Raw genomic sequence first — 12,716 nt, 5'->3', positions numbered from 1 at the left:
CCCTATTGCCCCGCGGCCTGCGCCCCGAAGACATAGTTGTCATAACTGTATTCGGCCACGCGGAACCATTCGAACCCCTGGTCGCGGAAGGTCTTCCAACCGGGATAGATCGCCGCCCATTCGGGGAAACGTTCGCCATATTCGGCATAAAGCTCGAACGTCGCCTTGTAGGCGGCCTGCATCACGTCAGCGGGCAAGGGGCGAAGCTGCGCCCCCTTGCCGACCAGCGACCGGATCGCATCCTTGTTCTTCACGTCATACAGGGCTTGCATGTTGATGTTCGCGGCCTTGCAGGCGGTGTCGAGCGCGGCCTTGTATTCCTCGGGCAAGGCCTCATGCGCCTGACGGTTGATATAGAAGTGGATGGTCAGCCCGCCTTCCCAGAACGCCGGGTAATAGTAATAGGGCGCAATCTGATAGAACCCCAACCGTTCATCGTCATAAGGGCCGACCCATTCCGCCGCGTCGATCGTGCCGCGTTCCAGCGCGGGATAGATGTCGCCCCCCGGAAGCTGCTGCGGCACGACGCCCAGACGGGACATCACCTCGCCCGCCACGCCGGCAATCCGCATCTTCACCCCGCGCAGGTCGGCCAGGCTGTTGATCTCCTTGCGATACCATCCGCCCATCTGCGCGCCCGTCCCACCACCGGGCTTGCCGATGATGTCATAGGCCGACAGGAACTCGTCATACGCCTCGTTCCCGCCGCCGTGATACAGCCACGCGTTCTGCAAGCGGGAATTCAGGCCGAAGGGCAGCGCGGAGCCGATGGCGAAGGTGGGGTTCTTGCCGGTGAAGTAATAGCCGCAGGTATGCGCGATCTCCACCGTGTTGGCCTGCACGGCGTCGATGGCCTGCGGGCCGGGCACCAGTTCGCCCGCCTGGAACACTTGGATGTCGAACCGGCCCCCCGTCATGGCGCGCAGCGCGTCCGCCATGACCACCGCCCCGCCATAGATGGTGTCGAGGTTGTTGGGAAAGCCCGAGGTCAGACGCCAGCGCACCTGCGGGGCACCCGATTGCGCGACGGCGGGGCTGGCAAGGCCTGCGGCGGCCACGCCCGCGACGGCGCTGCGCGACAGGAATTTACGGCGGTCGATGGTCATCGGTTTCCTCCCAGAAACATCATGGTTGCGGTGCGCCGAAGGACGGCGGGGGTGGTGGTGCGAAGGTGGGGGCCGGTGTGGCCGCCCCGCCGAAGCTGGGCGCGGGGGTGGCGCCGAAGGGCGCCTCCATCCCCGGCATCGGCACGTTCAACTGAATGGTGGCCGGATCGAACTCCACCGCGCCGGATTTGTAATGCATGACCAGATCGGGAAAAACGATGACGGTGGTGACCATGACCAGCTGGATCACCAGAAACGGCACCGCCCCCATATAGATCTGGCCCGAGGTCACGGGCTGGATCGTCGCCCCCGTGATCCGGTCGCGGTAAGCGCGCGTCGGCGCGACCGAGCGCAGGAAATAGAGCGAGAAGCCGAAGGGCGGATGCATGAACGAGGTCTGCATGTTCATCGCCAGCATCACCCCGAACCAGATCAGGTCGATCCCCAGCACATGGGCCACCGGCGCCAGAAGCGGCACGATGATGAAGGCCAGTTCGAAATAATCCAGAAAGAACGCAAGAAAGAAGACCAGCAGGTTCGCCACGATCAGAAATCCCACCACCCCGCCGGGGATCGAGGTCATCAGATGTTCGACCCACACATGCCCGTCCACGCCGTAGAAAGTCAGCGAGAAGACCCGCGCCCCCAGGAGGATGAACAGCACGAAGGCCGACAGCCGCGCGGTGGAATAAAGCGACTGGCGCAACAGGTCCATGTTCAGCTTGCGATTCATCGCCGCCAGCACCAGCGCCCCGACGGCCCCCATGGCGCCCCCCTCGGTCGGGGTGGCGATGCCATAGAAGATCGTGCCCAGAACCAGAAAGATCAGGACCAGCGGCGGCACCAGCGCGGTCAGCACGCGCCCCGCCAGCCGCCAGCCGTGCAGCGTCCGCGCCTCGGGCGGCAGGGCCGGAACCTTGGCGGGGCTGACGAAGGACACCACGGCGATATAGGCGGCATAGGCCGCCACGAGCATAAGCGCGGGCACCAGCGCGCCCTTGTACATATCCCCCACCGACCGGCCCAGCTGGTCGGCCAGAATGATCAGCACCAGACTGGGCGGGATGATCTGCGCCAGCGTGCCGGACGCCGCAATCGCGCCCGCCGCCACCCGGCGGTCATAGCCATAGCGCAGCATGATCGGCAACGAGATCAACCCCATGGATATGACCGACGCCGCGACAACCCCCGTTGTCGCCGCCAGAATCGCCCCCACGAACACCACGGCATAGGCAAGACCGCCCCGCACCGTGCCGAACAACTGGCCGATCGTGTCCAGAAGCGCCTCGGCCATGCCGGATCGTTCCAGGATCAGGCCCATGAAGGTGAAGAAGGGGATGGCCAGCAATGTCTCGTTCGACATCTGCCCGAAGATCCGGTCGGGGATCGCCTGGAACAGGTTGATTGGCAACAGCCCCATCTCAATCCCGATGAAGCCGAAGACAAAGCCGACAAAGGCCAACGCGAAGGCCACGGGATATCCGATCAACAGCACCACGATCAGCGATGCGAACATGATCGGGGCGAGGTTTTCCGCAAAGAATTCGTACATCCCGCCCCCTTACAATCTGGCCGCTTCGGCATCCGCCTCAAGCACCGGATCGGGGATGTCCCCTTTCAGGATGGCGATGCGCTTGATCAATTCCGAAACCCCCTGAAGCGCCAACAGCGCAAATCCGATGGGAATCAGGATCCAGACCGGCCACTGGATCAGGCCGCCGGTGTTGTTCGACACCTCGCCCGAGGCGATTTTAGCGGCAACGATCGGCAGGGACAGCCAGATGGTGATCACGCAGAAGGGGAATAGGAAGAAGATCGTGCCCAGAACCTCGATCCACAATTGCGCGCGCCGCGACAGCGCGGAATAGACGAGATCGACCTTCACATGCTGGTTGTTCAAAAGGGTATAAGCCGCCGCCAGAAGAAAGACCGCGGAAAACAGATACCATTGCGATTCCAGCCATGCGTTGGAACTGATGGAAAACAGCTTTCGCATCACCGCGTTGACCGCGCTGATCAGCACCGCGACAAGAATAAGCCACGAGGCCGCTTTGCCGATGAACGTGTTGAGCGCGTCAATCGCACGTGACAGCATGAGCATTGCGCCCATGGCCTTCCCCCCCATCTTCGCGTGCTGTCCGCCACTCCCCCGGCGGCAGCACCCTGTTTTATCACATCAGATTAGAAACGGGGTGCGCATCCGGCAAGCGTTCAATTCCCGGCCACTTCATTATTTTATCACCCTGTCCTTTTCGGCCGCGCCCGCGCGGCACGGACGGCTTTCGCAACCTCCAGCCCGATGGGAACAAGAATGGCCAGGGCGGCGATGGCCAGGATCGTTCCGGCGATCGGGCGGGTGTAGAAAACGGAAAGATCCCCTTGGCTGATGGTCATGGCGCGGCGGAATTGCTGTTCCGCGAACGGCCCCAGGATCATGCCGATGATTACCGGGCTGGTCGGGAAATCATAGCGTCGCATGAAGAACCCCATCAGCCCGATGCCGTAAAGCAATCCCAGATCGAAGACCGACCGGCTGATGCCATAGGTGCCGATGGTCGCGAACACCAGAATGCCCGCATAAAGATAGGGGGCGGGGATTTTAAGGATCTGCACCCAAAGGCCCACCAGCGGCAGGTTCAGAATCAGCAGCATCACGTTGCCGATATAAAGGCTGGCGATCAGACCCCAGACCAGATCGGGCTGGGACGACAGAAGTTGCGGACCGGGATTGATGCCATAGCTTTGGAATGCCGACAGCATGATCGCCGCCGTGGCCGAGGTGGGCAGGCCCAGCGTCAGCAGCGGCACGAACACTCCCGCGGCCGAGGCGTTGTTCGCCGCCTCCGGCCCGGCCACGCCCTCGATCGCGCCCTTGCCGAACTCCTCGGGTTTTTTCGACAGGCGCTTTTCGATGAAATAGGACAGGAAGGTCGGAATCTCCGCCCCGCCCGCCGGCATCGCCCCGATGGGAAACCCGATGGCGGCCCCACGCAGCCACGCCTTCCACGACCGTGCCCAGTCCGACGCGGTCATCCACAGCGACCCCTTGATGGGCACGATCTCATCCTGCCCCCGCCGATAGCGGGCGGCCAGATGCAGCGTCTCGCCCACCGCGAACAGGCCCACGCAGACGATGACCACGTCGATTCCATCCAGAAGCGACATCTGCCCGAAGGTGAACCGCGCCTGCCCCGTCTGAAGGTCCACCCCCACCAGGCCGATCAGCAGACCGACCGCCAGCGCCGACAGTCCCCGCAGCACGGAAGTGCCAAGGACGGCGGACACCGTGACGAAGGCCAGAACCATCAGCGCGAAATAATCCGCCGGCGCGAAGGACAGCGCCAGCCGCACGATGACCGGCGCCAGAAGCGTGATGCCCACGACGCCGATGGTGCCTGCGACGAACGACCCGATGGCCGCCGTCGCCAGCGCGGGGCCGCCACGTCCCGCCTTAGCCATCTTGTGCCCCTCCAGCGCGGTGACGATGGTTGCGCTTTCCCCGGGGGTGTTGATCAGGATCGAGGTTGTCGATCCGCCGAACATCGCCCCGAAATAGATGCTGGCGAACAGGATGAACGCCGCTGCCGGTTCCACTTGAAAGGTGATGGGCAGCAGAAGGGCGATGGTCAACGCCGGTCCCAATCCCGGCAGCACACCGATCGCGGTGCCCAGCGTGACCCCGACGACCGACCACAGAAGGTTCATCGCCGTCAGCGCGACCGAAAACCCGTGGGCAAGTGACACGAAACCGTCCATCAGATCAGATCCTCGATCAATCCGCCGCCCATGCGCAGACCCAGCAGGCGGGCGAATCCGTAATAGGCCAGAAGCGCCAGCGCGAACCCGATCAGGGCCGCCAGCCACCACCGCCGCGCACCGAACCCCTTGGCGATGCAAACATACATGAGCGTGGAGGACAGGATGAACCCGATCGCCTTGATCAGCAGCAGGTTCAGCACCAGCCCCCCGCCCACCCACAAAAGCGGGCCGAGATCGGGGCGCGGCTCGTCCGGGTCGGTCGCCTCGCACTGCCACCGGCCGTTGATGGCGGTGATCAGCAGCAACAGGCCGAACACGGCCAAGGCCCCCCCGACGATGCGCGGAAACACGTTCGGGCCAATGCGGGCATAGGCGGGCGAGACGTTGATCAGCGTGGTCGCCCAGACCACGCCGATCCCCGTGACAAGCACCACCAGCGCGACGACGACGGGGCCAAGCCGGGCGCGAAGCACCGTCTTACCCCTGTGCCAGACCGAGGCCGACCAGAACGTTGCGGATGCGCGCCGTATCCGCCGTCAGATACTCGGAAAATTCATCCCCCGTCAGGAACAGGCGATCCCAGGATCGGGCGGCCAAGGCTTCCTGCCAAGGGGTGGAGGCGTCCATCTTCGTGACAAGGTCGATCAGCGCCGCGCGGTCGTCATCGCTGATGTCAGGCGGGCCGAAGACGCCGCGCCAGTTCAGCAGTTCGACATCCAGCCCCTGTTCGCGGATGGTGGGCGCGTCGATGCCCGGCACCCGCTCCGGTGCGGAAAGGGCGATCACGCGCAAGGCGCCCGCCGCCACCTGTTCGGAAAACTCGCCCCACCCGGACACGCCGCAGGTGACCTGATTGCCCAGAAGAGCCGCCAGCGCCTCGCCTCCGCCCGCGAACGCGACATAGCTGATCGCCACGGGATCCACCCCCGCGGCCTGCGCGATCAGGCCTGCCAGCATGTGATCGCTGCCGCCCGCGCTGCCCCCGGCCCAGGAGACCGACCCGGCATCGGCCTTCATCATCGCCACCAGATCATCGAGCGACTGCACCTCGGACGCGGCGGGGACGACCACCGCCAGATATTCCCCGGTCAGACGCGCGATGGGCGTCACCATGTCCAGCGTCACCGGCGCGTTGTTCGAAATGATGGCCCCCACCATCACCATGCCGCCCACCATCAGCGCGTTGCCTTCGCCCGCATACTGATTGATGAACTGCGGCAGGCCGATCGTGCCGCCCGCGCCGCCCACATTGGTGATGCGCGACGATCCGATCAGCCCATCCTGGCGCAGAACCTGATCCATCACCCGCGCGGTCTGATCCCAGCCGCCGCCCGGTGCCGCCGGAACGAACAGCTCCAGCGAGTCCATCTCCTGCCCCCAAGCCAGATGGGGAATCCCCGCCATCAGGCCGACGGCCCCCGTCGTCATCAAGAAACCCCTGCGGTCCATGATCCTCTCCTCCCCATGTTCCAGAAGGTCCGGCGGGGTCACTCCCATCCCGCAGGACGCCGTGGCGCGGGGATCGCATGGGCCGGACCCGTCCCGCGGGCCGATCTGGTCGGATGCCGTGGAAAGACCCGGACCGCGATGTCGCCCGTCCGATTCACATCTGTGCATGAATGGGCTATGGCACGCCACGATTATTCGCCGGGGGTGATGAAATAAAAGCAGCCCCGCGATCACGAACGAATCCTTCGCACAACGCCCGATTATTGGAACAACGTGCCGCGACACGGTCAGAGGGTGGGACAGGGGTCCGATCTTGCCGGCCCGCGAAATCATCGCTTGCTTATCATGTAGATTGCGCAAAATACTTTCGAGAGTATCGCGGAATGGCATGATGACGCCCCACCCCTTGGATCATCTGGAACAGCGCCTGGCGCAGGATCTTGCTTGGCTGAACCTGCCGCCCAAGGCATGGGTGCCGGAGCGGGCGGGCGTTCTGGACGTGGCGGTGATCGGCGGCGGCGTTCTGGGCCTGACGGCGCTGGCCGCCCTGCGGCGCGTGGGCATCACCAACATTCGCGGGTTCGACCGTGCCCCGGCAGGGCGGGAAGGTCCGTGGATCACCTATGCCCGCATGGAAACCCTGCGCACCCGGAAAGAGGCCGCGGGGCCGGCGCTCGGCATCCCCTCCCTCACCTTTCGCGCATGGTATGAGGCGCAGTTCGGCGCGGCGGCGTGGGACGCGCTTGGCCTGATCCCCCGCGCGCAGTGGATGGAGTATCTGGTCTGGTATCGCCGCGTTCTGGACCTGCCGCTGACGAACGACGCCGCCGTGACGGAGGTGCGACCCGACGGCGACGTGGTGCATCTGACGGCGGGGGGCGAACGACTGACCGCCCGCCGGGTGGTCATCGCCACCGGCCTGGACGGCCTGGGCGCACCCAGCCTGCCCGCGGTGGCGGGCCGCGTGCCGTCCCGCTTCGTGGCCCATGGCGCCGACATGATCGACATGGCCGCCCTTCAGGGCCGACGGGTCGCGGTGATCGGCGCGGGCGCATCGGCGATGGACAACGCGGCGGCGGCGCTGGAGGCGGGGGCCGCCTCGGTCGACATTTTCGTGCGTCGGCCCGACATTCCGCGCGTGGACAAGTTCACGGGGATCGGCAGCCAGGGGATGACCCAAGGCTATGTCGCCCTGCCGGACGCGCTCAAATGGGCCTTCATGGTCGCAGGCGAGCGCGCGCAGATCCCCCCGCCGCGCCACAGCGTCCTGCGCGTCGTCCGGCACAAGGGCGCGCGGTTCCACCTGTCCAGCCCAATCGAGGATATGGCCGAGGTGGGCGACGGCATCGTCATCACCACGCCCAAGGGCCGCTATCCCGTGGATTTCGCGATCTTCGCCACGGGCTTCACGGTGGATTTCGCCAAGCGCCCCGAATTTGCCGCTTTGGACGGGCAGGTGCGTCTGTGGCGCGACGCCTATGCGCCCCCGGCCGGGATGGATCATGACGGTTTGGGTTCCATGCCCTATCTGGGGCCGGCCTTCGAATTCCTGCCCAAGGTGGCGGGCGCGAATGTCGGGCATGTGCACTGCTTCGCCTATCCCGCCGTGCCCAGCCATGGAAAGATCACAAGCGGCGTGCCCTCCATCGGCGAGGGGGCCATGCGTCTGGCCCAGGGCATCGCGCGGTCGATCTTCGTCGAGGAGGGCGACCTGCATCTGCAACGCTTTCACGATTTCACCACGCCCGAACTTCTGGGCGACGAATTCACCGATGCCGACCTGAAGGAACCGTCGCATGTCTGAACCCGTCCTGCAGGCCTTTTACGGCATCTCCTCCCCTTGGGCCTATTTCGGGGCGCAGCGGATGGGGCAGATCGCGCGCGACGTGGGGGCGAGGCTGATCCTGCGCCCCATCCGCATCATCGAGGCGAATGGCGGCATCCCCCTGCGCACCCGCCCCGATTACCGCCAGAAATATCACGAGGTGGAGCTGGACCGCTGGCGGACGCATCTGGGCATCCCGCTGAACCTGAAACCGAAATACTATCCCTGCCGCACCATCGAGACGGCGGCGCAGGCGGTGATCGCCGTGCAGAAGGCCGGGATCGACGCCACCGGATTTTCCTTCGCCATCCAGCGCGCGCTGTGGGCCGAGGATCGCGACATCGCCGATCTGGACACGTTGCGGGACCTGGCCCGTGCCACCCTTGGCGACGACAGCCTTGTGCGCGATCCGCAGACGCCCGACATCGTGGCCGACTGGCACGAGAATCTGGCCGAAGCCGAACGGCGGGGCATCTTCGGCACCCCCACCTATGTCGTGAATGACGACTTGTTCTGGGGTCAGGACCGCCTCGATTTCGTGGCCCGCGCCCTGACCAAGATGAAGGAGCCCGCATGATGGACACCCCCGTTCCCGCCGATGCCCAAGCCCTGCACGACCGCGCCATCGTGGTCGATGGCCTGCAGACCTGCCTGTGGGGCCGCCCGATCTTCGAGGAGATGGTGGCCGGCGGCCTGACCGCCGTGAACGTCTCCACCGTGTTGTGGGAGAATTTCCGCGAGGGGATCGACTACGTCTCCATGTGGAAACGCTTCCTGCGCGAGAATGACGACATCCTGCGCCCCGTGCGCACCACGGCCGACATCCGCGCGGCCAAGGCCGAAGGCCGCGTGGGCATCATCCTTGGCTGGCAGAACACCTCGCCGCTGGAGGACAAGCTGGATCATGTCGAGATCTTCAAGGATCTGGGCGTCAACATCATGCAGCTGACCTACAACACCCAGAATTATTCCGGCGCGGGCTATCTGGAGGAGAACGACAGCGGCCTGACGGGTTTTGGCCGCGAGGTGGTGTCGGAGATGAACCGCCTTGGCGTGCTGTGCGATCTGAGCCATGTGGGCGACAAGACCTCGGCCGACACCATCGCCTATTCCAAGGCGCCGGTCTGCATCAGCCACATCCTGCCCCGCGCCCTGCACGATGTGAAGCGCAACAAGAACGACGATCTGTTTCTGGCCTGCGCCGAAAAGGGCGGGTTGATCGGCATCAGCTTCTTCGCGCCCGGCTTGAAGGCCGGCAACGACGCGACGGTGGAGGATGTTCTGGACGCGATGGAGCATGTGATCGACCTTGTCGGCGTCGATCATGTGGGCATCGGCACCGATTTCAGCCTCGACCGTCCGCGCCCGTCCGACTGGCTGCTTTGGGCCAACAAGGACAAGGGCACGGCCCGCAAGCTGACCGAATTCGGCAGCGTGAAGATCAACAAGCCCTTGGGCGTGCGGCGGATGACCGACATGCCCCACATGACCGCCAGGATGCTGGCACGCGGCTGGGGCAACGACAACGTGACGGACATTCTGGGCGGGAACTGGATGCGTCTGTTCGACGCCGCCTGGACCCCCACCACCTGAGACAGGAGAGACGGACATGAAGGCCCTATCACTCACCCTCGCAGCCCTCCTTGCCACCGGCACGGCGCAGGCGCAGGAGATCAATGTCATCGGTTTTTCCGGCGTGTTCGCCGACAATTACCAGAAGTTCATCATCGACCCGTTCGAACAGGCCAATCCCGGCATCACGGTGAACTACCAGCCCTCCAAGAACTCGGCCGAGACGCTGGCCCTTCTGACGCGGCAGGCCCGCAACCCTACCATCGACGTGGCGCTGATCGACGTGGCCGTCGCCATCAAGGCCAACGAATCCGACCTGTTCGCACGCTTGGACGAAGCGGCGGTGCCGAACCTGGCCGATCAGCCCGACTGGGCCCGGATCGACGATGATCGCACCATCGCCTTCTCGCAGGACAACCTGACCATCCTTTACAACACGGAAACGGTGTCCGAACCCCCGACCTCGTGGAACGATCTGGTGGACCCGGAATACAAGGGGCGTATCGCGGCCAAGCTGGGCGACACGCGCGGCGTCATCCTGCTGCCCATCCTGACCCATATCGCGGGCGGCGATTACAAGGACAGCATCGATCCGGGGATCGAGGCGATGAAGGCCTTCGCCCCGAACGTCCTGACATGGGAGCCCGCCCCCGACTGCTATGCCGTCGTCCAGTCGGGCGAGGTGGACCTGTCGATCTGCTGGAACGGCCGGTCGCAATACCTGCACGACACGCAAGGCGGGATCATCGGCGTGTCGGCCCCCGTCGAAGGGTCGATCGGTCAGACGAACACGATCAACCTGATCGAAGGGTCGGCCAATGCCGAAGCCGCGCAGACCTTCATCAACTATGCCCTGAGCGCCGAGGCGCAGACCGCCTTCGCCGAGCAGAGCTTCTATGGCCCCGTCAACACCAAGGTCGAACTGCCCCCCGAGGTGGCCGAACGCATCTATGGCAGCCCCGAGGCGCAAGCGGCGCAGATGACGCTGGATTGGCCGTGGGTCGCGGATGTCTATGCCCAATGGATCCAGCGCATCAACCGCGAAGTCATCGCCTTCAACTGAAAGGGTCTTTCGTGACCGATTCCCATGTCATCGTCGAACATCTGGTCAAGACCTATCCCGGCGCGGCCACGCCTTCGGTCGATGATGTCGGCTTCTCGCTTCCACGGGGGGAAATGCTTGCCCTGCTGGGTCCGTCCGGCTGCGGCAAGACCACCATCCTGCGGATGATCGCGGGGCTGGTGGAGCCGACCTCCGGCTCCATCCGCCTGAACGGGCGGGAGATTTTGCAGATCCCCGTCCACAAGCGCAACATGGGCATGGTGTTTCAGGCCTACGCCCTGTTTCCCCATCTGACGGTGGCCGAAAACATCGCCTTCGGGTTGGAGATGCGGGGTATCCCCAAATCCGACCGTGCGGCGAAGGTGGCCCGCGCGCTGGATCTGGTGAAGCTGACGGGCCTTGGGGATCGGCGCATCACGCAGTTGTCGGGCGGCCAGCAGCAACGCTGCGCCATCGCGCGATCGCTGGTGATTGAACCGGAATTGCTGCTGCTGGACGAGCCGCTGTCGAACCTTGACGCCAAGCTGCGCGACGAGATGCGGGACGAAATCCGCGAGATCCAAAGCCGTACCGGCGTCACCGCGATCTTCGTCACCCACGATCAGGACGAGGCGCTGTCGATGGCCGACCGGCTGGCCGTCATGTCGGCGGGCAAGCTGGAGCAGATCGGCACCCCGCGGCAGATCTTCGACCAACCGCAGACCGATTTCGTGGCCTCTTTCATCGGGGCGGGCAACTTCCTGACGGGCCGTATGGTCGAACGCGGCCTGGCCGAGATCGAGGGCGTGGGCCCTGTCCGCTTTGCTGGCGACATGGCACCGGGCGCGCCCGTCCGGCTGCTGATCCGCCCGCATCGTCTGGCCCTGGGCGGCACGGGTGCCAACCGGTTCACCGGCGTGGTGGAGGATGTGATCTATCGCGGGCAGATCATGACGATCACGGTGCGGGCGGGAACGGTGGCGCTTCAGGCCGACATCCCCACCCATGCCGGATCCCTGCCCGAACGCGGGCAGGAGATCACCCTGACCGTCGCCCCCGAGGACGTGACCCTGATCGGACCCCCGGCATGAGCGGCGGGGCCACCCACACCGCGCCCGCCACGAGCCGAAACCGCTGGCTGGTGCTGGCCCTTCTGCTGCCGGGCCTTCTGGCGCTTCTGGCCACCTTCATCCTGCCGATGGCGTGGCTTTTGCGCGCATCGTTTTCCGGCTCGACGATGGCGGCCTTCGGCGGGGGCTGGACGGTGGAACATTACGTCGCCGCCCTGACCGATCCGTTCTACTGGAAGGTCGCGCTCAACACCCTTACGCTGGGGCTGACGGTCAGCTTCTTCGCCGTGGTGCTCGGCTATCCCATTGCGCTGTTTTTGTCGCGCACCGAAAGCCGGTGGCGCGGGGTTTTGACCGCGCTGGCGGTGGCTCCGCTTCTGACCTCGGCGGTGGTGCGGACCTATGGCTGGATGGTCATTCTGGGCGATCGCGGGGTCATCAACGGTACGCTGCAATCGTTGTCGCTGATCGACACGCCGTTCCGTCTGTCGAACAACAGCTTCGGCGCGACGGTGGCGCTGGTGGAGATTCTCATGCCCTATGCCATCCTTGCCATGCTGGCGGGGTTCGGGCGGCTGTCCACCCAGTTGGAGGAGGCGGCCGCCATGCTGGGCGCGAACCGCCTGCGGGTGTTCTGGAGGATCATCCTGCCGCTGTCGCTGCCCGGCGTGCTGACCGGGGCGCTTCTGGTTTTCGTGCTGGCCATCTCGTCCTTTGTCACGCCGCGCCTGATGGGCGGGGGGCGTGTGTTCGTGCTGGGGACCGAGGTGTTCAACGAGGCGACCGTCACGCTGAACTGGCCCCTTGCCGCGGCGCTGTCGATGGTGCTGCTGGTGTTGTTCTCGTCGGTCATCGTGATCTATCAACGCGCCCTGCGGCGGCTGGAGGGGTAA

General features: G+C 65.0%; 12 protein-coding genes. 6 read left to right on the top strand and 6 right to left on the bottom strand.

What is annotated here, in order from left to right; translation table 11 throughout:
* Positions 1 to 2 precede the first annotated feature (2 nt).
* The 6 genes from MU449_RS14990 to MU449_RS14965 form a co-directional block, all read right to left on the bottom strand.
* Positions 3 to 1,100 carry a TRAP transporter substrate-binding protein gene (locus tag MU449_RS14990; protein ID WP_244739685.1) on the bottom strand — a complete coding sequence of 366 codons (1,098 nt, stop codon included), beginning with the start codon at positions 1,098 to 1,100 and terminating at the stop codon, positions 3 to 5.
* 25 nt (positions 1,101 to 1,125) lie between these two features.
* Positions 1,126 to 2,658, bottom strand: coding sequence for a TRAP transporter large permease (locus MU449_RS14985; protein WP_244739487.1), 1,533 nt, complete (start codon positions 2,656 to 2,658; stop codon positions 1,126 to 1,128).
* A gap of 9 nt (positions 2,659 to 2,667) precedes the next feature.
* Positions 2,668 to 3,216: a TRAP transporter small permease subunit gene (locus tag MU449_RS14980; RefSeq protein ID WP_244739486.1), complete on the bottom strand. Its 549-nt coding sequence runs from the start codon at positions 3,214 to 3,216 to the stop codon at positions 2,668 to 2,670.
* A gap of 128 nt (positions 3,217 to 3,344) precedes the next feature.
* The gene (locus MU449_RS14975) at positions 3,345 to 4,862 is read right to left on the bottom strand and encodes a tripartite tricarboxylate transporter permease (RefSeq protein WP_244739485.1); all 1,518 of its coding nucleotides are present in this window, start codon (positions 4,860 to 4,862) and stop codon (positions 3,345 to 3,347) included.
* A complete protein-coding gene (locus MU449_RS14970) occupies positions 4,862 to 5,338 on the bottom strand; it encodes a tripartite tricarboxylate transporter TctB family protein (protein ID WP_244739484.1) in 477 nt (158 codons plus the stop codon). Before MU449_RS14970 ends, MU449_RS14975 begins: the two co-directional genes overlap by 1 nt.
* A 4-nt stretch (positions 5,339 to 5,342) precedes the next feature.
* Complete coding sequence (locus tag MU449_RS14965; RefSeq protein WP_244739483.1) at positions 5,343 to 6,314, bottom strand: Bug family tripartite tricarboxylate transporter substrate binding protein; 972 nt, start codon at positions 6,312 to 6,314, stop codon at positions 5,343 to 5,345.
* 388 nt (positions 6,315 to 6,702) lie between these two features.
* Here MU449_RS14965 and MU449_RS14960 point away from each other — a divergent pair, with 388 nt between their 5' ends.
* Genes MU449_RS14960 through MU449_RS14935 form a run of 6 tightly spaced genes read left to right on the top strand, consistent with a single transcriptional unit; the run spans position 6,703 to position 12,716 of the window.
* Entirely contained in the window at positions 6,703 to 8,118 is a 1,416-nt protein-coding gene (locus tag MU449_RS14960; RefSeq protein ID WP_244739482.1) for an NAD(P)-binding domain-containing protein, read from the top strand.
* Positions 8,111 to 8,716, top strand: coding sequence for a 2-hydroxychromene-2-carboxylate isomerase (locus MU449_RS14955; RefSeq protein WP_244739480.1), 606 nt, complete (start codon positions 8,111 to 8,113; stop codon positions 8,714 to 8,716). Before MU449_RS14960 ends, MU449_RS14955 begins: the two co-directional genes overlap by 8 nt.
* Complete coding sequence (locus tag MU449_RS14950; protein ID WP_244739478.1) at positions 8,713 to 9,732, top strand: dipeptidase; 1,020 nt, start codon at positions 8,713 to 8,715, stop codon at positions 9,730 to 9,732. The genes MU449_RS14955 and MU449_RS14950 overlap by 4 nt, the downstream gene beginning before the upstream one ends.
* 16 nt (positions 9,733 to 9,748) lie before the next feature.
* On the top strand, positions 9,749 to 10,774 hold the full coding sequence (locus MU449_RS14945; RefSeq protein ID WP_244739476.1) for an ABC transporter substrate-binding protein: 1,026 nt from the start codon (positions 9,749 to 9,751) through the stop codon (positions 10,772 to 10,774).
* Between the two features lie 11 nt (positions 10,775 to 10,785).
* Positions 10,786 to 11,844: an ABC transporter ATP-binding protein gene (locus MU449_RS14940; RefSeq protein WP_244739474.1), complete on the top strand. Its 1,059-nt coding sequence runs from the start codon at positions 10,786 to 10,788 to the stop codon at positions 11,842 to 11,844.
* On the top strand, positions 11,841 to 12,716 hold the full coding sequence (locus MU449_RS14935; RefSeq protein ID WP_244739473.1) for an ABC transporter permease: 876 nt from the start codon (positions 11,841 to 11,843) through the stop codon (positions 12,714 to 12,716). The genes MU449_RS14940 and MU449_RS14935 overlap by 4 nt, the downstream gene beginning before the upstream one ends.

The organism is Falsirhodobacter halotolerans (genome assembly GCF_022899245.1).
In the GTDB taxonomy this organism is placed as follows: Bacteria; Pseudomonadota; Alphaproteobacteria; order Rhodobacterales; family Rhodobacteraceae; genus Falsirhodobacter; species Falsirhodobacter halotolerans.
The sequence above is the reverse complement of the archived record's forward strand: the minus strand, read 5'-3'. Positions and strand labels throughout refer to the sequence as shown.